At 58.6% G+C, this 21,655-nt stretch carries 22 protein-coding genes and 1 pseudogene; 12 read left to right on the top strand and 11 right to left on the bottom strand.

Going from position 1 to position 21,655, the window contains the following annotated elements; translation table 11 throughout:
* Nucleotides 1–319 precede the first annotated feature (319 nt).
* Entirely contained in the window at nt 320–2,803 is a 2,484-nt protein-coding gene (locus tag XH85_RS39700) for a putative bifunctional diguanylate cyclase/phosphodiesterase (RefSeq protein WP_245473687.1), read from the top strand.
* A 123-nt stretch (nt 2,804–2,926) separates the two neighbouring features.
* Here the strand turns inward: XH85_RS39700 and XH85_RS39695 are convergent, their stop codons facing one another.
* Nucleotides 2,927–3,334 (bottom strand): VOC family protein, encoded by a 408-nt coding sequence (locus XH85_RS39695; protein ID WP_128936285.1) that lies wholly within the window; start codon nt 3,332–3,334, stop codon nt 2,927–2,929.
* Nucleotides 3,335–3,659: 325 nt separating this feature from the next.
* Here XH85_RS39695 and XH85_RS39690 point away from each other — a divergent pair, with 325 nt between their 5' ends.
* Complete coding sequence (locus XH85_RS39690; RefSeq protein WP_128936284.1) at nt 3,660–4,595, top strand: ketopantoate reductase family protein; 936 nt, start codon at nt 3,660–3,662, stop codon at nt 4,593–4,595.
* A 419-nt stretch (nt 4,596–5,014) separates the two neighbouring features.
* Here XH85_RS39690 and XH85_RS39685 read toward each other — a convergent pair whose 3' ends face one another.
* The 3 genes from XH85_RS39685 to XH85_RS39675 all read right to left on the bottom strand — a co-directional run bounded on the left by XH85_RS39685 (nt 5,015) and on the right by XH85_RS39675 (nt 7,936).
* On the bottom strand, nt 5,015–6,142 hold the full coding sequence (locus tag XH85_RS39685; protein ID WP_245474303.1) for an IS110 family RNA-guided transposase: 1,128 nt from the start codon (nt 6,140–6,142) through the stop codon (nt 5,015–5,017).
* A gap of 25 nt (nt 6,143–6,167) precedes the next feature.
* Entirely contained in the window at nt 6,168–6,413 is a 246-nt protein-coding gene (locus XH85_RS39680) for a DUF1127 domain-containing protein (RefSeq protein WP_128936283.1), read from the bottom strand.
* A gap of 65 nt (nt 6,414–6,478) precedes the next feature.
* Entirely contained in the window at nt 6,479–7,936 is a 1,458-nt protein-coding gene (locus XH85_RS39675) for an IS4 family transposase (protein WP_128936282.1), read from the bottom strand.
* Between the two features lie 221 nt (nt 7,937–8,157).
* Between XH85_RS39675 and XH85_RS39670 the strand changes: the two genes are divergently transcribed.
* From XH85_RS39670 to XH85_RS39640, 7 genes are all read left to right on the top strand, one after another.
* Nucleotides 8,158–9,729 (top strand): winged helix-turn-helix domain-containing tetratricopeptide repeat protein, encoded by a 1,572-nt coding sequence (locus XH85_RS39670; RefSeq protein ID WP_128937587.1) that lies wholly within the window; start codon nt 8,158–8,160, stop codon nt 9,727–9,729.
* 375 nt (nt 9,730–10,104) lie between these two features.
* On the top strand, nt 10,105–10,683 hold the full coding sequence (locus XH85_RS39665; protein WP_128936281.1) for a phospholipase A2 family protein: 579 nt from the start codon (nt 10,105–10,107) through the stop codon (nt 10,681–10,683).
* 332 nt (nt 10,684–11,015) lie between these two features.
* Nucleotides 11,016–11,510: a GNAT family N-acetyltransferase gene (locus tag XH85_RS39660; RefSeq protein WP_128936280.1), complete on the top strand. Its 495-nt coding sequence runs from the start codon at nt 11,016–11,018 to the stop codon at nt 11,508–11,510.
* A 91-nt stretch (nt 11,511–11,601) separates the two neighbouring features.
* Nucleotides 11,602–11,997 carry an MAPEG family protein gene (locus tag XH85_RS39655; RefSeq protein WP_128936279.1) on the top strand — a complete coding sequence of 132 codons (396 nt, stop codon included), beginning with the start codon at nt 11,602–11,604 and terminating at the stop codon, nt 11,995–11,997.
* 100 nt (nt 11,998–12,097) lie between these two features.
* Nucleotides 12,098–12,721, top strand: coding sequence for a methyltransferase family protein (locus XH85_RS39650; RefSeq protein WP_206734912.1), 624 nt, complete (start codon nt 12,098–12,100; stop codon nt 12,719–12,721).
* A gap of 929 nt (nt 12,722–13,650) precedes the next feature.
* Complete coding sequence (locus tag XH85_RS39645) at nt 13,651–13,944, top strand: GYD domain-containing protein (protein WP_128936277.1); 294 nt, start codon at nt 13,651–13,653, stop codon at nt 13,942–13,944.
* Between the two features lie 232 nt (nt 13,945–14,176).
* A complete protein-coding gene (locus tag XH85_RS39640) occupies nt 14,177–14,767 on the top strand; it encodes a GNAT family N-acetyltransferase (protein ID WP_420837861.1) in 591 nt (196 codons plus the stop codon).
* Nucleotides 14,768–14,921: 154 nt separating this feature from the next.
* Here the strand turns inward: XH85_RS39640 and XH85_RS39635 are convergent.
* Nucleotides 14,922–15,330, bottom strand: a pseudogene (locus tag XH85_RS39635) (ATP-dependent DNA ligase); the annotation flags it as partial.
* On the opposite strand from XH85_RS39635, the gene XH85_RS45630 reads away from it, so the two are divergent.
* Complete coding sequence (locus tag XH85_RS45630; RefSeq protein WP_164940623.1) at nt 15,295–15,450, top strand: hypothetical protein; 156 nt, start codon at nt 15,295–15,297, stop codon at nt 15,448–15,450. The pseudogene XH85_RS39635 and the gene XH85_RS45630 overlap by 36 nt on opposite strands.
* On the opposite strand, the gene XH85_RS39630 is transcribed toward XH85_RS45630, so the two are convergent.
* The 3 genes from XH85_RS39630 to XH85_RS39620 form a co-directional block, all read right to left on the bottom strand.
* Entirely contained in the window at nt 15,389–15,664 is a 276-nt protein-coding gene (locus XH85_RS39630; protein ID WP_128936276.1) for a DUF3303 domain-containing protein, read from the bottom strand. The two genes, XH85_RS45630 and XH85_RS39630, sit on opposite strands and share 62 nt — an antisense overlap.
* A 267-nt stretch (nt 15,665–15,931) precedes the next feature.
* On the bottom strand, nt 15,932–16,372 hold the full coding sequence (locus XH85_RS39625; RefSeq protein ID WP_128936275.1) for a YybH family protein: 441 nt from the start codon (nt 16,370–16,372) through the stop codon (nt 15,932–15,934).
* A 364-nt stretch (nt 16,373–16,736) separates the two neighbouring features.
* Entirely contained in the window at nt 16,737–17,351 is a 615-nt protein-coding gene (locus XH85_RS39620; RefSeq protein WP_128936274.1) for a LamG domain-containing protein, read from the bottom strand.
* A gap of 981 nt (nt 17,352–18,332) precedes the next feature.
* On the opposite strand from XH85_RS39620, the gene XH85_RS39615 reads away from it, so the two are divergent.
* Complete coding sequence (locus tag XH85_RS39615) at nt 18,333–18,587, top strand: hypothetical protein (RefSeq protein ID WP_128936273.1); 255 nt, start codon at nt 18,333–18,335, stop codon at nt 18,585–18,587.
* A gap of 225 nt (nt 18,588–18,812) precedes the next feature.
* Here XH85_RS39615 and XH85_RS45625 read toward each other — a convergent pair whose 3' ends face one another.
* The 3 genes from XH85_RS45625 to XH85_RS47115 all read right to left on the bottom strand — a co-directional run bounded on the left by XH85_RS45625 (nt 18,813) and on the right by XH85_RS47115 (nt 19,775).
* Entirely contained in the window at nt 18,813–19,019 is a 207-nt protein-coding gene (locus XH85_RS45625) for a hypothetical protein (protein WP_164940888.1), read from the bottom strand.
* 20 nt (nt 19,020–19,039) lie between these two features.
* Entirely contained in the window at nt 19,040–19,354 is a 315-nt protein-coding gene (locus XH85_RS39605) for a PilZ domain-containing protein (RefSeq protein ID WP_128936272.1), read from the bottom strand.
* 262 nt (nt 19,355–19,616) lie between these two features.
* Nucleotides 19,617–19,775 carry a hypothetical protein gene (locus tag XH85_RS47115; RefSeq protein WP_245474317.1) on the bottom strand — a complete coding sequence of 53 codons (159 nt, stop codon included), beginning with the start codon at nt 19,773–19,775 and terminating at the stop codon, nt 19,617–19,619.
* Here XH85_RS47115 and XH85_RS39600 point away from each other — a divergent pair.
* Nucleotides 19,702–21,339 carry a methyl-accepting chemotaxis protein gene (locus XH85_RS39600; RefSeq protein ID WP_245474302.1) on the top strand — a complete coding sequence of 546 codons (1,638 nt, stop codon included), beginning with the start codon at nt 19,702–19,704 and terminating at the stop codon, nt 21,337–21,339. The genes XH85_RS47115 and XH85_RS39600 overlap by 74 nt on opposite strands.
* Nucleotides 21,340–21,655: the final 316 nt, after the last annotated feature.

Genomic DNA, 21,655 nt, shown 5'->3' with positions numbered 1-21,655 from the left:
TGTCGCCGATGGAATCATCAGGTGCGGTGGACAGAAAGGAAAAGCAGAAAATTTGACGGTTTCGAAAAACCACCTGCTAATTAGCCAGCCACAAATAGGAGTTAAATTGACGATTTTGGGTGGTTCACTCGCCTAAAGTCGGCGCCTGAAGACGCTCAGTTGGGGGCCTCAGTGAGCGACATTGACCGGCCCCCGCAAGTTCAGGGTGCTGGCAGTGGTGGCGACTGACACGGATATGGCGAAGGCATCGAGGGCGCCGCCCCGCTGGCGTCGTTGGGCCGTTCCGTCCGGCGTTCCGAGTTTCCCCTCGTCTATCGCCATGCGCCTTGTTGCCGTCGTGCTCGCGACCGGCGTCCTCGGGCTCGGCCTCATCGGCGGCTTGACGGCGCTACGCCTCCAGCAGCAACTGAGGCAGCAGGCTGCGGCACTGGGTGAACTCTCCGAAGACCAGCTCGCTCATCGCCTCGACGGCGAGGCGCAATTGGCGCGAGCGCGAATCGAGGTCCTGGGCGCGGAAACCGCATCTCGCCTGCGTCAGATCGCTCAGCGCGCCGATGTCGCCAAGACGATCGCCTCGAACAACGATGTGACTATCCGCGAGCTGCTCAGCATCGTTGCTTCGACCTCCGGCTTCGAAAGGCTGATCGCCTTTGACGAAACCGGTCGCGTGATCGGCGCCAATACGCCCCTCGACCTCCTTGCTCTGAACGGGGCGCTCGAGTGGACCGCCCTCTCTGTCAATCTCAGGGCGATCCTCAAGGACAATAGCCGCTCGCACCCGCAGGGTGAGGAAGACATAGATGAGCTCAAATTGCGTGAATTGTCAGCGCTCGGCCTGCCGCAGCGCCGCACCATAGCGCACACCGCGATCGAGCCCGTGTTCGACGACTTCGGCGACCTCATCGGCGCGCTTGTCGCCATCCGACCGCTCGGGCGCACGGAGCGGACTCTCGAGAACTTCACTTCGCTGGCTAATGCTGGCGTGGTCATCATCACGGGTGACAACGAGATCGTGTCTTCCGCGGGGCCTGAAGGGGTGAGATTCAGCAGCACCAGGACGCCTTTGGCCGGGCTGCAGCGCTCGGATGACGGTAACTACGTCGCGCGCTGTGTCGATTATGAGGCGACGCTCAAGGTGTGTACGTTCGCGAGCGCATCGCTCGTGACGACGACACGCGATCAGATGTTCCAGATCGGCGCAGCCCATACGCGTTCGCTGATGTGGGAGTTCCTCGCATCCGCGGCACTGGCGCTCGGTGCCTTGGTCGTCGCGCTATTGGCCGCCGTAAGGCACCTCACGAAAGGACTTTCGGCGCTCGCCAAGACCGCCCAGGAAATCGCGGGTGGCAATCTCGACGCTCCGTTCCGCGCAACTGGCATTGGCGAGGTCCGCAGCCTCGGCCTCGCATTCGAGCGAATGCTGACGCATTTGCGGGCCAGCACTCGAAAAATTCGTCAGCTCGCTTTCTACGACACGGTGAGCCGCATTCCCAATCGGGAGAAGATACGCATCGATGCGCCAGCGCTCATCGGCACGGAAGAGGGCGCAGCGCTGTTCTTCCTCGACCTCGATGGCTTCAAATCCATCAACGACACTTTCGGGCACAAGGCTGGCGACGAGTTGCTCAGGATGGTGGCCGAGCGCTTGAGCGATTTGCTGACGTCCAAAGGCACTGCCGGCAAATGTCTGCTCGCCCGGGTCGGGGGCGACGAGTTCGTCGCCATCATCGCAGGGGTGAAGACGGTCGAGGCCGCGAGCCTCAGAGCCCGCGAGATGATCGAGACGCTGCAGGTTTCCTTCAAGCTCCAGAGCAATCATGCGACCATCGGCGTCAGCATCGGCATTGCGATCTGTCCCATCCACGGCACGACCTATGACGATCTCCTGATCCGCGCCGACCTTGCGATGTACGTCGCGAAGAGCTCGGGGCGAAATACCTACGCGTTCTACACTCCGGATCTCGCAGAGGCTGCACGTGCACGCCATGCGCTCGAAACCGATCTCGCCTTGGCGATCCGCAATGAAGAGCTCGTCGTCCATTACCAGCCCAAAGTGTCCTGCGTGGATGGCCGCATCCTCGGGGTAGAGGCGCTGGCGCGCTGGCATCACCCGAAGGAGGGCGACATTCCCCCTCAGCGCTTCATCAAGATCGCGGAGGAGATCGGCCTCATCATGGAGATCGACCGCTTCGTGCTCAGGCGCGCGCTCGCCGAAATCGGGGGCTTGATCCGGGCCGGCTCGAACCTCGTGCTCGCCGTGAATGTGGCGGCGACGGAAATCGAGGACCCGCTGTTCATCAAGGCTATCGTCACGACCGTTCGCGAGGCCGACTTCCCGCCGCCACACCTCGAGATCGAGGTCACCGAGTCGGTCGCGATGCGCAATCCTGATGTCGTGCGCGAGAGAATAAGCTTGCTCAGGCAATTGGGCATACGCTTCGCGATGGACGATTTCGGAGCCGGCTATTCGAATCTTTCGACGATGGCGAGACTCCCCTTCGATGCCGTGAAGCTCGATCGCACGCTCGTGGCAGGTGTCGCGGAAGACCGCGAAAAGCAGACGATCCTTCGCCTGGCGCTCGGACTGGCGGACGAATTGGGGTTCGAGACGGTCGTAGAAGGCGTCGAAACAGCCGAAGATCTTCGGTTCGCGGCCGAAAACGGCGCGACCATGGCGCAAGGTTATATTTTTTCTCCGCCGCTATCGCTCGAAGAGTTCGCTGTCTTGCTCCAGCCGAGCCTTTTGGCTTCGGCAGTCGAAGTGGCGCCCAGGCGAGACGGAGCGGAACGGCAGACTATGTGATCCGCTGAGGCGTCGGCGACGAACACCGGCCGAGTCCTGCCGGGGCCCACCAGCGATATCAACACTTGCGTGTCCGGACGTTGGCTGAGGCTCCTGCGCCCCACAGAAATTCAAGCACCAAAATCAACAAACGTGAATGGACGCGCATGAGACGGGACGAGATATTCGAAATAATCCCATCAGCCTCCGACCAACGGATTGGGTTCCGGATTGACGCAGGCCTGATAATTCCATAAGTCTGGAGCGGGCATCCGAGGTGTCGAGCACCATCATCGAAAACCCCTCGTGTCGCGCAAGATAGTCGCGATTGAAAGCGGCAAATGAAAAGTTATCAGTGCGGTGCTCGGGAACGTCCTGTGGCCTCGTAACTGAAAGTAGTTCGAGATACGTGCCGTGTAGTTGAATGATAGAGTTGCCCGTTCCGAAAGGATGCTGACCGGGCGCCATAATCGTAAATCCCAACTCCTGATATTTCGCGCGCATCGCTTCCAAGTCGTGACCCGCGAGCACGAGATGGTTGATGCCTTTCATTTGTGATCCCAACCATTAGCAAAGCCAGACTCTTAGTATGGGAAGGCTCCGACAGTCCATCGACGTCAGCCAATATAGTGATCCTGAACAAGCCGACGCATGACAGCTGCCGGCCCTTTCCGACGGAATCCGGCATTCGTCCGGCTGTCGGCTGACGGGGGTAACACCCGACCTGACCTAGCCGCAGCTAGATCGACGCAATTGATCCGTCACCGACACAGGCATCCATTCGTCAAACCGGTGATGACACCGGCTCAGTTCCGGATATGATTTTGCTGGTCGATCATCTTGCGCTAGTCTCATGAAACATTCACCGAGGGGCGGCATGCGGATCGCAGTCTTCGGAACAGGTGGTGCTGGCGGATACTTTGGTGCGCAACTCGCGCTCGCCGGAGAGGATGTTGTTTTTATCGCTCGGGGTGATCACCTCCGCGCCATAAGGGCTAATGGTCTTCGCCTTGAAACGCCTTCAGGCGAGACCCTTGTGCGGGCACGGGCAACCGACAATCCGGCCGAAGCACGTAATGTGGGGGCTGTTCTTGTTGGCGTAAAGGCTTGGCAGGTGATCGACGCAGCTAATGCTATCCGTCCACTGGTAGGTCCCGACACTGTTATCGTGCCCTTGCAGAACGGCGTTGAAGCCGCCAGCGAACTGATGGCCGTATTCGCGTCCAACACGCTCGGTGGCATGTGCGGTACATTGAGCTTTATCGTAGGACCAGGCCATATCCGGAGCGTCGGAGGTCAGAACTTCATCAAGTTTGGTGAGATAGACAACAGACGAACCGAACGCGTCGAACGACTGCGGCAATGCTTCGCGCATGCGAAAGTTTCTGTGGAGGTGCCCGCCAATATCGTCAAGGCATTGTGGGACAAGTTCTTGATGGTGACCTCATTTGGTGGCGTGGGTTCAATCACGAGAGCGCCTATCGGGGTGACGCGTGCCATCCCCGAGACCAGAAGGCTGTTGGAGCAGTGCCTGCAGGAAGCCCTAACGGTAGCGAAGGCTCGCAACGTACCGATGGCAGACACTGCCGTCGCAGATACGATGAAATTCTATGACGCTTTACCCACGAACGCTACTACGTCGTTGCAGCGCGACATTGCAGTCGGAAAGCAGAGCGAACTGGACTACTGGAACGGGGCCATCGTCCGCCTCGGGCGTGAGGTTGCCGTGCCGACGCCCGCCAATCAATTTATCTATGACTGCCTGCTGCCTTCGGAATTGCGGGCGCGGAGGAAGATCAATTTCTCCATCTGATGTTCCGATGTGCGTTCAGCCGTGTAGCGAGTTACGGCTGGTCGCGTCCCAAAAAAGCGGAGATATGTCGGCTGTTGGCCCCAAGCAGCGGTTAGGGGATTCCGCTATTCGCCGCTGTCAGGGGAGAAGCAGACATCCGGTAAACCGGCCAAAAGCGACGCGATTGACCCAATGTATGGTCCGGCCGTGCGGTGCAAGAAGATTTCGACGATCCGGTAGATGCGGTCTTGCATCAATGTATCCGGCCTCTGCTTGGAGCACAGTGCTCCGGGCCATCATGGTTATCAGCACGCATGTGATCTGGTTAGCGGACAGGCCTCGACCGGGCCATTTGGGTCACCAGGGTTCGCATGCGCCGGGAAGACCGATTCTCCATCGTCGTCTCATCCTCTCGCAGGCCTCGGCGGGTAAGGGTGTTGTTACGTCATCGATCGCTCCTCACCTGCGCACGGCGCGAGGATCAGGCCGGTCGGGACGCCGTCTCCTCCGTGCTGACGCGAGGCGCGTCCCTTGTTGAGGACCGCCCAGGCGATCCGGGCGAGCTTGTTGGCGAGCGCAATCGCCAGCACGTTGTGGTGTAATCGCTTTTTGGCGGCTTTGATCCAGGAGTCGAGGCCATAGCGCTCCCAGCACTTGACCTTGACCAGCACAACCCACGCGGCTTGCACGAACAGCGCGCGCAGGTAGCGATTGCCGTGCCGTGATATACTGCCGAGGATCGTGCGGTCGCCGGTCGATATCTGTTTCGGCACCAGTCCAAGCCAGGCGCCGAAGTCGCGGCCTTTCGAGAACACGTCTCCAGTGCCGATCGCGGCCACCATCGCGCTCGAGATGATCGGGCCAATCCCAGGCACCGTCATCAGTCGCTGGCAGGCCTGATCTTGACGGGCGAGTGTTTCGATCTCGTTCGAGAGACCCTCGATACGCTCATCCAGCCGGCGCCAATCGTCCGCCAGAGCCTCGATGATGCGCAACATGCGAGGCGAGAGCACATCAGTGCGAGTTGCCAAGATACCCGGCAACTCGAACCGCAGGGAATGCAGGCCTTGCCGCACGGCGATGCCCCGCTCCAGCAGGAACGCACGGATCTGATTGATGGCGCCGGTACGCTGACCGACCAATCGATCGCGGACGCGGTGCAGTGCCTGAAGATCGAGCTGATCGGCGGTCTTGGTCGCGACGAACTTCATGGTCGGGCGTTGGACAGCCTCGGCGATGGCCTCCGCATCTCGGAAGTCATTCTTCTGTCCCTTCGAATACGGGCGCACGTATTTCGCCGGCATCAGGCGGGCGTCGTGGCCAAGCATTTGGAGCTTGCGGCTGAGATGATGGGCGCCGACGCAGGCTTCCATACCGATCAAGCACGGCGGCAGATTGGCAAGTCGCGCCTCGACCTGGCCACGCGACCATTTCTGCCGCAGCACGATCGCACCACGGTGATCCTGCCCTACGACATGGAACGAGTTCTTGCCGATATCGATGCCGATCACGGCGATCGCTGCGTTGAGTCGGGCTCCGCTCGGATTGGTGCCTCTGGTCGCCTCCAGTTCTGGCCGCCCTGTCGGCGCCAGATTAGCGAATCCCACTCCGGATACCTCGCGGGTCGATGCCTCGATTCGAGGCAACGTGGTCGATCTCACCGCGGGAAGTGCCGATATCCATCAGTTCCCTGTCACTTAGGTCGCACAACGCCGCGCGCAATTTCTGCCGTTCGCGCCGCTCTTGAAAGGCATCCCAGTATTTCCAGATGAGGCCAGACGCGTACCGTGTCGATGCGGATGTCCGTTCCAGCCACGTTGTGCTGTAGGTCGTGCTCATTGCGGTGTCTCCCTCGGAATGCTCTCTAGGGTGCCAGGAGATCGGTGGGCGCGCTTGACCGGCTTTCAATTACCCACAAATTCTCGTCCGACCATGGCGCCCAGCGCGATGTCGGTGAGGCGTGACAGCCCACGCCACATGACGGTATTGCCGGGCGGCGGGTCGCTGGCGCGGGCGAGATAACCGCCGAGCCGGGCGATCTTGATCAGATAGTGCGAGAGCGTTTTCTGTCTTGCTTTTGATTTGTCGTTGACGAGCCGATCGAGCACGCCGATTTCAGTCGCAGTCAACGCGAGGGTTGGCGGCGCGTCTGGGGCGGAACGGTTGAGCATCGTCATCCAGAAGACCCGCCAACTCAGGATGCAAAAGAGCGAGATCAGATTGGTCAGACGCTGGGCTGTCCTGAGCTTCGACTCCTCGGCTTTGCAGCCCGATTTGAGGATCTTGTGGAACACCTCGATCTTCCATCTCAAAGCATACCATTCGAGCTTCTCAATGGCGTCGGTGCGGGAACTAACAGGCAGGTCGGTGATCAGCTTCCAATCGATCTTCTTTCTGTTTTTCGGCGTCCCGCGCTCTTCGGCATGGATCACCGTCAAGGTCAGAGCAGGATAGCGCTTCTGCTTTCCGATCGGCGGCAGGACGCGTATCTTGCGATACCTGATCTCAAGAACGGCCTGGTCGGGATCGCCGTTACTGTCTCTGACTTCGATGCGATGGAGCCCTTTGACGGCGACCTCGTCCATTTCGTCGGCGATCGTGCGATCCCCCTCTCCAGCCAAGCGGTCGACGCAGGTCCTGATCAGGAAATGAGTGCCGATCTCCTGTGCTGCGCAGAAAAGCTCGTAGATGTCACTCTCGCGATCACCAACATGGATGCATCGTCCCGGATGATCCAAGAGTTGCGTAGACTGCTTGAGATTTTCCAACCACCGGACGCTTTCCTTTTTCTCGATGGGAATCCGGGTCGGATTGATCTTCTTTTTAAGCGCTGCCGTCCCCTTGAATTTCTTCCGGGTCCAGAACTTAACGGCAGCCAACCCCAGCGGCACCCCTTCGATTGTAACTGCGAGGCTCGAATGCATCAGGATGCCGCAAACCGTGTGCGATCTGAGGCGACCCGCCTTATCCCGTCCACTGTTTATGCTCTTGGTGATGCCAATCGCTTCTGACTTCTCGCGTTGATAGCTGAACTCGGTTGTATCGTGCAGCACCAGAACGAGACCTTCAGTGCCGGCGGCACGATCATGTGTCGATTGGAAATGGCCGGCCAGAATGTCCGCTTCGCTGACCCGGTCATTAGAGAAGAAGCGGTAGGCTGCCTTGGTATTCGCCCAATCCTGGCAGACGAGCGGAATGCTTTGTCCCATGGCGCTTCCAATCTGCATGAGCAGTTTGCGGAATCTGTCGCCGAGCCGCGCATCCCTAAACTCGCATCCACTACTCTCTCGATCAATCCAACATTCACCTTCCAAGGACCGCAAACAGCCTTTTGCCGATCGATCCCTTAATGTCAGCCCCATAGAGCACCCCCTCGCGAATCAGGTGCTCAGCAAGGAATCACAAGTGATTCTTTCGATTCAAGATTTCGCCGATCAGCGGATCAGCCCGGTGGCCAAAGTTATGGGTAATTGAAAGCTTGACCGGCAGCTTACATTTTCCTCATCGGCAGCTTATTCTTGCATTTTCTAGCGGGGCCAAAGCGCTAGCCGGTGATCGGGGGCTCCTCATGCAAGGGATTTCGTTGCGCTATCTGTTTGAGGACTACGCATTAGACCCGGAGCGTCGCGAGCTATATCGCGGCGCGGATGTCGTCTCCGTGGCGCCACAGGTATTTGATCTGCTGAACTACTTGATCCGCAACCGCGATCGCGTCGTCGGCAAAGACGACCTCATCAACGCCATTTGGAATGGGCGCAGCGTGTCGGATGCAGCATTGACGACCCGCCTGAATGTCGCCCGGAGCGCGATTGGCGACACCGGCGAGGAACAGCGCCTCATCAAGACACTGCCACGAAGGGGTTTCCGCTTCGTCGGGCCAGTGCGGGAAGTGCAAGTGCCCGGAGGCGCGGCAGTGGCCGACAAGTCGGTGGCGCCGCCGACATCCGTCCTCACACTGCCGGATAAACCCTCGATTGCGGTACTTCCGTTCGCGAACCTGAGCTCCGATCCGGAGCAGGAGTATTTCGCAGATGGCGTCGTCGAGGATATCACGATGGCCCTCTCTCTCTTTCGTTGGCTGTTTGTGATCGCACGCAATTCCAGCTTCACGTACAAAGGCCGGACCGTGGACGTGAAGCAGGTCGGCCACGAGCTTGGAGTGCGCTACGTACTCGAAGGTAGCGTGCGCAAAGCCGGAAACCGCGTTCGTATCGCGGGTCAGCTTATCGATACCGAAACTGGAGCACATCTCTGGGCGGACCGCTTTGAGGGGCCGATCGAGGATATGTTCGATCTACAGGACCATGTGACTTCCAGCGTCGTGGGAGCAATCGCCCCGAAGCTGCAGCATGAGGAGATCAAGCGGGCTAGGCGCAAACCAACCGAAGATTTGGATGCGTACGACTATTACCTGCGGGGGCTGGCGAAAGCTCGTTGGTCCGAGGACGCGAACAACGAGGCGCTCCAGCTCTTTTACAAGGCGATCGAGCTGGACACTCGTCTGGCCTGTGCCTATGGCATGGCCGCTTGGTGCTATGTTCGACGCAAAGCGCTTGGTTGCATGAACGATCAAGTGCAGGAAAGTGCGGAAGCCACACGGCTGGGCCGGAAGGCAGTGGATCTGGGGGCAGATGATCCATTCGCGCTATGTATGGGTGGATACGCTCTCGCCTTTGTAGCCCATGAGTTCGATGACGCTGCGGCTTTCATGGATCGGGCACTGGCCGTCAATCCAAACTTAGCCAGAGCTTGGATGCTCAGTGCCTGGTTGAGAGTTTGGAGAGGCGAGCCGGACCTCGCACTTGAGCACTCTGCGCATGCCATGCGCCTAAGCCCGCGCGATCCGTCCATGTACTACACCACGCACGGAGCCATGGCATATGCTCATTTTCTGGCGAGCCGCTACGATCTTGCGTTGTCATCCGCCGAAAAGGCAATGCGCGACAATCCGAGTTTTCTGCTGTCAATCTGCATTTCCGCAGCCAGCAATGCGCTCGCCGGACGGCTTGAGCAAGCGCAAAGAGCCATGTTACGCGCGCTCGAATTCAATCCCGATTTGCACGCCTCCAATCTAAGAGATTTGGCACCATTTCGCCGGACGGAGGACTTCGCGATCTTCGCTAGAGCTCTCCGTGACGCCGGCCTGCCAGAGTGAGACGCGCTCCGTCGCGCGCGGCAGCGCGATTTGTCAAGTAGCACTCGACATGTCGGCTCGTGGCCACACGCGAAGAAGAACGAAAAGCTTCCCGGGTCCGGTGTCAGGGGAAGAGCGGACTTGGGCCGCATGGTCGCCGACCGCACCTGTTGTGTTGACACCCAGCGGCTGTTCGAGCGGCTACAGCCTCCCGGCTAACCAGCTGGTATTTTTGTCCGCAGCTCTTGGGTACCGCGTTGCTGATCGGCACCTCGTTATACCCTGCGCGAGGCTGGAATTGACGCGATCGAGCAGGCAGCGGCGGCCGCTCCATGTTTTCGACATGCGGTCAGGCTAGATCGGCGGGGCAAAGTGGCCCACAAAAGGGAGGTATCGATGTACATCAATTGGGACGTAACGATACGCTTTGACCCGAGCTCGGTCCTGCCTTCCACACAGCATGGCATTCCTGTTCCGAGTTACGGAAACTATGGTGGCCCAAACTATTCTGCTGGCGAAGAAGGTGGGAGAACTCCTGAGTTCGGAACAGCCGACTATCTGGCTCATCCTCCAAAGGACGATCTCGATCAGCTCTTTTATGCACACGATCTGGTCTATCAGCATTTGAGGGATGGCACTGCAACCCCACAGCAGACCTTCGATGCGGATGCCAAGCTGCTGGAGGGCATGTACGCGCTAACGCAGTCAGAACCTGCGCTGTTCGCCAACGACCCTGAAGCACTTCTCTATGAGGGGTTCGCCACCATCGGCATTCTCGGCAAGATTGAAACTACGCCGGGCGAAAGTGAATATCTCCACTCGACTCTTTCTCAGTCCGAGGAGCTGTTGCTGGCTACTGCGGCAATACAAAACTTTGAGACTGGACTCGCCGAAACGCCAGGCAACGAATCCCGCAGCTTGCATGGCGCGTTGCACGTGTTCGAAGCTCATTTCGGAGATCTTCTGCTCGCATAAGAGGAGCAGTTTTAGAGGGACTGTTGATCGGCTATTTGCTGCTACGAAAAGGTCGCCTGACGGGGTGACCTCTGTTCGTCGTTCACGGCTTCCTTTGGGCTGCGAATTTGTGCACGTCGGGCGATGAACGTCCGCTTGCGCCGAACGCTGCCGCTCCGGTAACGTCGCTGCTGGCCCATCAGCGAAGTAACGCCTCGTCTGACGGAGGTCCGCTCATTGGGGCATGGCGGACTAGATTTGCTCACCCCGAGTTCTTCGCATTGTGTCGCGAAGCAGACTTCGGGCACCCAAAGTGCTATGCTTCAGCCAAACGTAGCCAATAAGGCACTATCATGCCGTACCTCATGCGAACTCCCGCGGTAGAAGAGCTGCCCGCGCTCTCAGCGTTATGTTTTCGGTCGAAAGCAGTATGGGATTACGACAACGACTTCATGGAGGCGTGCCGTCGTGAACTCTCGTTTGATCCGCTTGAATTGCAGTCAACCTCGATCGTTGTTGCGGAAGAGCACGGGAGAATCGTTGGCGTCGCGCAGGTCAAGGTGGTTGGAAAGGAAGCCGACTTGCTCAAGCTCTTCGTTGAGCCTACCGTGCTGAGAGGTGGTGTAGGCAGGGCTCTATTTGTTTGGGCCTGCGGTAGGGCAGCAGCTATGGGCGCAGACAAGCTTATGATCGAGGGCGACCCGCAGGCCCCGCCCTTCTATAGACGGATGGGTGCAGAAGACTGCGGTTTCGTGCCGTCTGGCTCGATAGCCGGAAGATTGCTTCCAAAACTCGTTAGAGACCTGCGAGAATGCGAAGTTCGGGCGGCGTCCTCAGTTGTCGGCTGATCGAGGTAGACCAGAAGCAACCGGCCGACCTTCCAAACTGCGCTCATGACCCACAACAGACATCCACGCGGCTGCGGGTATACTGTCCTGTATGACCATCGAACTCGTCCTGCTCGCCGCAAGCGTAGTCCTCGGCATCGTGCACATCATTATCGTGTCGCACCTGCAGAGCCGGCAACGAGGCTATTGGTGGACTGCCAGCTCAAGGGAACACAGCGTTGCGCCGCTCACCGGCATTGCCGGAAGGGCTGAACGAGCACTTCGAAACCATCTTGAGATCTTTCCATTCTTCTCCGCTGCAATTCTTGCCGTCACCGTGACAAACACCCACAGCTGGCTGACCGTCTGGGGAGCCCACTTCTACTTTTGGGGTCGCATCCTCTACGCAATCCTGTATATGGCGGACCTGCCGTTAGCTCGTTCGCTCGTGTGGAACATCCCGACGACCGGCATCCTGATGATTGTTGCCGGGCTATTCCTGAAGTGACGGACCGCACGATCTAGGCTCATGTGTGGCACCTCTTCGCTTCCTCTGAAATGGTTAGCAGCGGATGCCAGCCTCGGCTTACCTCAACGCAGGCTTGTTCGTGGTCGCCGCGGCCGCCGCATTGTTCGTCGCAGCTGGCACGGTCGCCATCCCGGGCTTTTGGGCGTATCTCGCAATCTTTGCCGTCGTCATGATCGTTTCGTTCGCGATGCTCGATCCAGACCTCTTGCGCGAACGTATGCGGCCGGGCGGCATGAAGCCGCCACTCGCGCTGAAAGTCTTCTCGCTGGTTCTGTTTATGCATTGGATCGTTGCCGGGCTCGACCGTGGGCGTTTCCATTGGAGCGACGACGTGCCCGGCTGGCTGCAAGGCATTTGTCTGTTCACGGTCGGGTCCGGTTACGCCCTGGCACTATGGGCGATGCACGTGAACCGGTTCTTCTCCTCGGTCATTCGCATCCAGTCCGACCGCGGCCAGTACGTCGTTACCACGGGGCCTTACGCCTTCGTTCGCCATCCTGGATACACCGCCGGGATACTGATTATAGCGGCAAGCGGACCCGCACTCGAATCGTGGCTCGCGGCCGCGCTCGTTGTGATCTTCAGCCTGCCGTTTCTGCTCCATCGCACCATCACCGAGGATCGAATTCTTCACGTAGAGCTTGCGGGCTATTCGGACTACGCCGCGCGGGTCCGATGGCGGCTCGTCCCGAGCATTTGGTGAGAGCCAAACCTCACTCGGGAAAGATGCTCCTCGCCAAACGGGTCCAGCCTCTCGTAAATTCTGGTCCCATGAAGAATGAGACCGCGTGGATCGTTGTACCTGCTATCGGGGCGTTGCTCTGCTACTGGCCGCAAGAGTAATCCATGGGACCTGGCTTCTACGATCCACATCTAACACCCGAAAGCATCGCCGAGAACTACGTAAAGGTCGAATCGATCGAGGGCTTCTTCGAGCCGGGTCCGTTCGAGCCCGGGTAATCGAACTGCTCGTCGAAGCCCGGCAGACCTGCCGACGATCAGATCGGTCAAATTCGAGTTTGTCATAACCTCAAGACCGCGAAAGTGCCCGGGCTTGAAATATCACCAATGGTGTCGGCCCGCGCCGACGAGATCATCGGGTGACGATCCTGCCCATACCGGTTTGGCAGCCGCGTTCGACAGTCTATTGAGTCCGGAGTCCGGAAGTGGCCGATACTGCTGAAAAAGTCGAAAATAGTACCAGCGCAAAAATCTTGCTGAAATCAGCTCAGGGCGACCTCCGAAAGAAGAGCCTTCACGGCAAAGCTAGGAAGACCGCAGAGCGATCCAGTGTAGATTGACGTGGTCCCCGGTGTCTAACGGCGTCGACCGCACCGGTAGCACCTTAGAAAATAGGCGTGCGCGTCACATGGGACTTTTTCAACGGAATCGACCCTTAACGACGGTTTGCGCGACGCCTGAATATTTCCGAAGTTGAGGGTAGTCCGCACTTTGGCTGCTAACGGCGCTAAACCGGACGCCACGCGGATAGCCCAATTCGGTCGAGAATGACCCTAGCCGCTTCGAGCCGCCCTGAGGGGATCTTGGTGGTTGGGCGGGGGCAGGCAGTGTGGCATAATCCACGACGTGGACCCGTTAAGTCCATTGCTTCTTTGTCAAAGGAGAATCGCCATGTCCACGTACATGCTTCTCTGCAATTTCACCGAGCAAGGTGTTCGGACCATCAAGGACATGCCGCAGCGTCGAGCGGCCGCCAGGGAGTTGGGCAAAAAGTTTGGCGTTGACATCAAGGCCGGCTATCTCGCCATGGGAACATATGACCTCATCATCCACGCCGAGGCCACCGACGATGAGGCCATGGCCAAGTTTCTCTTGTCGCTGGCCGCCATCGGGAACGTACGAACGGCTTCGGTCAAGGTGTTCGCGGAAGCGGACGTTGACAAGATCATCGCGGGACTTGCGTAAGCTAACGCAAATCAAAACGAAGGTCAGTTGTTGGCACATAACGTCGGCCAGCGCAGGGACATGTCTGAAGTTGACGGCAGACCGGAAATAACAAGCCGACCTTCAAAACAACGCTCATGACCCGGAATGGACATTGGGTCGCAGCCGCGAAGGCTCGTTGGTACAGCCGTTCTGCTCTGTTTGGAAACAGGCATCTGATAAATTTGGCCGACGCCATCGACTGGGAGACGGCATGATGACAGCTGCGTCGGAAGTCAAATCTGCGGGCGCGAACATTCAGGCAAGCACGATCAGCACCATTGTGCTCGGCTTTGCAGCCGATCCAATGGCCCGTTGGGTTTGGTCCGACTCATCCGAATATCTCAGGATTATGCCTGAGTTCGTTAACGCATTTGGCGGACGGGCATTCGAGCATGGCACGGCTTACATCACGGAAGGGGCTCGCGCGGCCGCCCTGTGGCTGCCGCCCGGCGTCGAGCCTGATGAAGCGGCCATGGGCGCAATCATGGCGCAGTCTCTTCGTCCGGAGATCGCCGACGATATTCCACACCTGCTTCAGGGAATGGCCGAACATCATCCCCACGAGCCACATTGGTATCTGCCCCTCATTGCCGTCGATCCGAACTGGATCGGCCAAGGCCTCGGCACATTGCTGATGAAACACGCTCTTCGACGATGTGACGAGGAGGGCATCGCCGCCTACCTTGAAAGTTCGAATCCGCGAAACATTTCCCTTTATGAGCGCCACGGCTTCAGGATCATCGGTGAGATACAACACGGTTCTTCGCCGACGATGACGCCAATGTTGCGGACGGTTTCTTGAGCGGAATGGCGGCCGGTTCTCCTTCCAACAGGAGGTATATATCGGCATAGCCTTCGCTTCAAACTGACTACGTCCGCAGGTGGGCCCCAAGGCGAAGTGGAGCGATCGATCGTTGAGGTCCGCTGTTAGTTGCAGAACGGACCTGCCGCTCTGCTCACAGCTCGCGCTCCATCGCCGGGTGTTTGCGGTTCTTCACCTTGATCCAGTGCTTGGTCCTACCGCCCTGATACGGCCGGTCACGCCGCTTGGATACCAGCCCTTCAAGTCCTACAGCTCGAAACAGATCAGGCCCAAGCTCGCCACGCTCAAACGGATTGACGAACACGCCTTCAGGACGCCGCGCCAATAGGCGCTCCAAGTTCGTCTTCCGCATCGACAGCGGGAGCATGCGCAAGTCGTCACTGCCTTCAGTAAGAATATCGAAGGCGCAGAACTGCACCTCGTGATCGTGCTTGCGCGAGTGAAGCGCGTTGAAATCGGAGATGCCATCGACGCCGAGCACGACTTGCTTCGCCATCGAGGACAAAATGCTTGATCCGGTTCTTGAGGGCGGCTTCGACGAGCCTGCTCGGCATGCCATCGCCGTCCAAGCCGGCGGCGATGGCTTTGATCCGATTGAGGTCAACGCTTCGGTAGCGACGCCATCACCTCGCCCGCGTCCCCGTCTTCAAGGCAAGGAGTGACGGTCAACGGGAGTAGGTCAGCCCATTGAGAGACCCAACGATACATGGCCTTTGGATCAGTCGATTCGGAGATGGCAAATCCCTGACCGTTCATGCCATGCCAACGCCCCAACATCTTGACGCCCTCGGGTGGTGCGCCACCGGTTTCTAAGAACCGTGCGACTGCTGTGTTGAATGTGCCTTGAGGTACAGTCCAAGCGACTATGAACTTCATGTGAGTCTCCCAAAATTGCAATTTAATGGATGAAACTCGCGGGTTGGCCGCTCGCATACGATAGCGCCTACCCGTCCAATAGCAATGACGAACGAACAGGTCTGCTGATTTGTTCAAGCGCCGTTTGGGCAGCAGCGCAATTCTTAATCGGCGGAATGTCCCATCGGGGTCACTCGCACCGATCCTGAATCTCTGCTTGGGCGTCAGAAGCTGACGCCCGCGCCTTTATGCCGCCGGGATTTTTTGTTTTCAGGACCATCCGCCAACTCAGTTGAAGGTATGAAACCTCAGCTTTAACGAACCATCTGCTTGGCGTTCGAAAACGTGCATTGCAAGTCCACTGAATGCCGCCGGCTTGCCATCCTTGTCCTTACCTGTAGCGCTCCACTTGGCCGTGCCAATCACGACCTTGTCGTCTCCGCCAGCGTCGATGACCTCCAGCTTATGATTGGTCACACCATTTGCGAAGAACCCGGCAAAAAACTTTTCAATCTCCGCTGGGCCGGATGTGACTTCGTGGGTCGGCGGCAGCACCTTGGCTGTCGGGACATAGTTGGCAGCGACTGCCTTCGCGTCCTGCTTGTTAAATGCGGCGTCAAAGGTGGCGTAGGCTTTCTCCACGTCCGTCTTGGCGTCCGCCGCGAGCGATATCGCCGGAGCGGCGGTGAGCAGAAAAGCCATTAATGTTGATGCTAAAGTAATGCGCATGGAACATTCTCCTCTCGAAGGTTGTCGTCTTTCGCGTCCCAAAAGTCGGTCCTGTGCGGATTTTTACTCACCATCTTCGCAGTCGCTCACGCTTCGCCGTCACACAAAGAAGCGTCGCCGTCACACAAAGAAGAAGTCGTTCGCGTGCAGACTAGTGATGGCGGAGATGTCACCAGCGGAGCGCGTAACGGCGCTTCATCAAACAACTTAGAAGCATGAAGGCCCGACCATCTGCGTCAGTTGCTACGACAGTCGTGACCGCAGTTGTGTCCTCTGGAATTGAAACAGCGGCCGTGCCCCCGCCTCCATCGGAGGTGATAACCGGGCCGCCGCCCGGCACACCGGCGCCGTCCCGATACGACTGTTATACTTCGGCCTGCGACAATGCGCGGTTATAGATTGCCACACCATCGAGCAGACCATCGAAGCCGAATGCCTCGGCATGGCCGATTGTCAGTGGCGCGTTGACGTCTGGGAGGACTAATGACTCGGCGGCGGATCCGACAAGTTGTCCATCAACATAAAACTGGTATGACGATCCAGACTTGACGAGATCGAACGAGTACCACTGTCCGGTGATCGGCTCGAAAGGAGCGTCGATAAAGAAGTATCCGGAGTCCACGGTGTTAACGTGAAAGCCTATGCTTCCGTCAAAGGCTTCGAAAAACCATTTGTTTGTCGTTCCGCCCCCTTCATCTTGCCCTATAAGCACATCTCCGGGCTGTCCTGCGCTGCCGCTAGGGATTGAATTGAAATTGGCCCAGAACTCAAGCGTGAAATCCCCGGATCCGAAGTTCCAGTCAGGTGAATCGGCCACGCTTACATAATCCGACGATCCGTTAAATTGAAGGGCGTTGCCGGTGACGCCGGGTACATGAGTGGCGCCAAAGATTGTACCATCGTACCCGTCTTGCTGATCGTGCGCGACGGAACCGCTAGTTTCATCGAAGGAGTAAAAGACAAGCGGATCATTCGCCATGTGATCTCTCCGTATGAGAGCACAGCAACGCGATCAATCCGCAGCTAATCGCGAGTCTGGCTCGACGGAATTCGCTAGCGACAGGGCAGATCGCTATCGTCGTTGATGCCATCTGCCAGGGCAGTGACGCGGTGCGCGTGTTTCACCTAAGCCTACGGTTCACCACCGCTGGATGTAAGGAAGGGAAACTAATGTGCCTGCTCGGAAGTAGTAGCAAAGCTCCCCAACACATCGAGTTTCAAGCCCGGAGAAATACCGTAAATGGTGTTGACAAAGATAGGGATTAATTGCTGGCAACGATCCGAGTCAGCAAGTCTGACTGTTCGTCGAAGACAACTTTCGCTGCGGACTGAATTTGAAATCGATGCAGCTTAAACGATCGCTATGGACGTATCCGTGGCGGCCGGCAGAAGCAATGGGTCAAGGTCAACACCCCGATGGGGTGAAGGCCCGCCAGCTCGCCAGCCCCGGCGGCCTTCCCTCACGTTGATGCAGTCAAGCCAATTATAGCAAGCCATAACGGCCACGATGCGCTCCGTCTCACCGGGGTGCGCGTCGCGACGCCGGACGCGCTGGTCTTGACCTCGGGTACCTCAGTCCGGAGTCGGGTCCGGCCTCGAAGGAATGTTGAATCAATCCTGGCACTGCCGCCTACGCTTGTGATTCATCACCGCTATGACGGCTGCAATCTGACGCGGCCTTCTGGCGTCGATCACTTCATCAAATGGGCGGGCGGCCGCGCGCGGGTGAGTTGGCTCTTGGGCGGCGTCAACCAGGGTAAGGCACCGAATCTCAGTTGGATGTCTACCTGGCGCTCAGCATGACGCCGCCGCGCTTTCATGTGCGTATGACGTAGCAAGTCACGAGAGAGGGCCTACGGCGCGCTTCGGCCGCAATGTGAGCGGGGTGTCCAAAGCACCTTCATTCGAATTCGGGTCCTTCGAAACAGTCCGTTAGCTTTCATGTGGCTAGCTAACAAGCGTGCCGATTACCGCCGATTGCGGCACATTGGAATGGGAATGCCGGTCCCGGCTGTTTCTCCCAACCTGCGGCTGGGGCCGTTTTGAACTTTCGCTGCATCGTTCAACCCGGTCCATAACCATGTTTAGAGGCATTGCCATCGCGCTATTTGGAATGGGCATCTTTTCGCAGCTTGATCGAGCGTTCTTCTATGGCCGCCATACCGACGCCGCGCTCAAGCTTGCGCGGGAGATTGGCCGAGGCTTTGGGCTGTAGGTCCCCTGCGCCGCGCTCAAGATCGCTCGGGGATTACTTCTTCAACAGCAGTCCCATGGTTCGCGCCATACGCCTCACCGATCCAGCGTGGCGGCCGAGTTCGGCGGCTATCCTCGATGTGCCAACTCCCTGCCGGGCGAGCCTGACTAATCGTCGGACCTCTTGGTCGGCCCATTGCTTTGGCTTCTGTGTTTTCATGGTGAGCGCGACCTGCAAAAAGGATCGTCACTTGGAGAGAGCAGATATGTAGCTTCGGTCTAAGACGGTCGGTCTGACCGCGCCGTCGAACAGCACCGTCACGCCAGGGGTGCGACTACTGGTTTCGACAATGGTGCCGGTCTTATGGGCGAACTCTGGGAGCTGAACGATCCCCAGCTCGCTCATCATGAAGCGACTGCCGACAACAAGCTTGTCAGGTTGCTGAGCGCTCATTTGGTGCCGAACTCGTCTCATTATGAGCCAACAAGACGTTTCTGTGGACTTGCCTTCGCCTTCGTCTTTGCGGTGACGAATTGGACTCCGACGTGAGACCCATCCACCCAAATCAGCTCGCAGCGCCGAAATGCCAGTCCAGTGGACGACAGAACTAGGAAGAACTCCTGTGCCTTGAGGGGGTCCGTTGAGCCCTCGACCTCAAGCTTGGCACCGCTTGCAGAGGCATCGATGAGAATGCAGCTTCTTCGCCACGTGCCATCAACACCCATGATGCTCACGATGTGCTTGTGTTCAAACCGAACGCGGTGCGCCTTTCGATTGTCCTCGGTCATCTGCAATCCACGATTTCAAATCAGTTGGTTCAAAAAAACAGGTCGCCTCTCTGCGCGTCTCTGCAATCAGCAGATCGATCCGCGCCGACTGAGCCAGTAGAGTCGTTCTGGCTGTCTCGTTCAGTGGGATTTGTCCGACGATCAATGGTAAGAATTGCTTAAAGCAAGATCGTTACAACTTCTACTAGCATCGGGCGTTTACAACTGGTCCGGTCCAGGGGAGAGACGGCCACCTGTCAGATGGTATTGCGACGGGAGGGCATCACAAATTTAGTCCTTTTGGGGAGAATGCCATGTTTGCGAAGATGCCCATCCGCACCAAAATCTCCGCTGTCGTCGTCGGCCTCTTGCTGGCACTACTCGCCACCAGCGCGTTTGCAATCTGGAAGATGCAGGTGATCAACGCCGCGGTCATCGACATGCAGACCAACTGGCTCCCAAGCATCCGCGTGCTCGGCGAGCTGCGCGCAACCACGATCACTTACCGCAATGCGGTGCGGCAACACCTGCTGAACGACCGTGCAGAGGACAAGGTGGACTTTGACAAGCGGATCGAGCAGGTCGCCGAAAGGATGGCGCAGAATATCGCGGGTTACGAGAAGCTCATCTCCAGTGCGCGGGAGCGTGCGCTCTACGACGAATGGCGCGGTCTCTGGAACGAATACATGAAGGGCTCGCAGGAGGTGCTGCGTCTGTCGCGCGCCGCGGTTGGCCGTTTCCCCGAAGAGGCCAACGAGCTGAACAGCAAAACCGTCAATCCCGTCGGCCTGAAGGCCGACAAGGTCCTGACGAATGCCATCGACCTGAACAACAAAGGCGCGGACGAGGCGGGAGCGGAGGCCGCGGCCGCCTACAACTATACCTTCAATACTGTTGTGGCGATCGCGACGACCGCCGGCCTCGTCGGCGCCCTCGTCGCCTTCTTCTTGGTGAGAAACGTCTCGCGAGGCATTGCCGCGATCGTCTCGCCGATGAAAGCGCTCAGTGCTGGCGATCTGTCGGCTGAGGTAACGCATCAGGGCGAGCGCACCGAGATCGGGCAAATGGCCGATGCATTGCAGGTGTTCAAGGAGGCACTGATCGCCAAGAAGGAGGCAGAGGAAGGCAGGGCCGAGCAGGAGCGGCAGCAGGCCAAGCTCCAGCGGCGCGAGATGGATCGACTTGCCGACGCATTTGAGACTGCGGTGGGCGAAATCGTTCAGACGGTCTCCTCAGCTTCGAGCCAGCTTGAATCATCTGCAAGCGCGCTGAGGTCGACGGCCGAACGCACGCAGAGCGTGGCGACTGGCGTCGCCGCGGCTTCCAATGAAGCGACAACCAACGTCCAGTCGGTCGCGTCTGCCTCAGAAGAGTTAGCAGCCTCGGTGGGAGAAGTCGGCCGGCAGGTGCAGGAGTCCTCGCGCATCGCAAGCGAGGCGGTCCGACAGGCCGGAATAACGAATGAACAGATCACGCGTTTGGCGCAGGCAGCGGCGCGAATTGGGGATGTCATCGATCTCATCAACAGCATTGCCGGCCAAACCAATCTCCTGGCGCTCAACGCCACGATCGAGGCGGCGCGCGCAGGTGATGCCGGTCGCGGCTTCGCCGTGGTCGCGAGCGAGGTCAAGGCGTTGGCCGAACAGACCGCCAAGGCGACGGAAGAGATCAGCCAGCAGGTCGGGAGCATGCAGGACGCTACAGGAAAATCTGTCGCGGCCATCACGGATATCAGCGGCACCATTGCCAGAATGTCCGAAATCGCCACGGCGGTCGCGGTTGCGGTGGAGCAGCAGGGCGCGGCGACGCACGAGATTGCTCGAAACATTCAGCAGGCGGCCCAAGGCACCGGCGAGGTCAGTTCCGGCGTCGCCGACGTGCAACGGGGCGCAGCCGAAACGGGCAGCGCGTCGGCTCAGCTCCTGTCATCCGCCGGGCTGTTGTCGCGCAATTCGACTAGACTCAGCGACGAGGTCGCGAATTTCCTGCGCACTGTTCGAGCGTGACGCGTTCCCGAGAGTGGGTGGCAGTTGTTCGGCGCGCGGCTTGCGCAGCTAGGTCAAGCTTGTCCGCGCCGACCGGCAGCGAGGAGGATTGTGAGCCCCTTCAGTTCGGCTAAAGTACCTTCCTGAAGCGGTGCACCATCGCCTGATCGGCAAACGCGATCACTGCGAAGAACAGTTCGCGCCAGAAGAGCTAACCGTTCTTGCGCCACCGGCCGGGGACGGCGAGCTGATCTGCGCTCGGTGAATCGAAATCAAGCTCCGTCGAGCTGTCGCGAAGCTGCCGCGTGGTGATAAATGATGCTGGAGGCCCGTCGGG

Source organism: Bradyrhizobium zhanjiangense (genome assembly GCF_004114935.1).
Taxonomy (GTDB): domain Bacteria; phylum Pseudomonadota; class Alphaproteobacteria; order Rhizobiales; family Xanthobacteraceae; genus Bradyrhizobium; species Bradyrhizobium zhanjiangense.
Note: the sequence above shows the minus strand (reverse complement) of the source record. Positions and strands in the feature narration are given on the sequence as shown.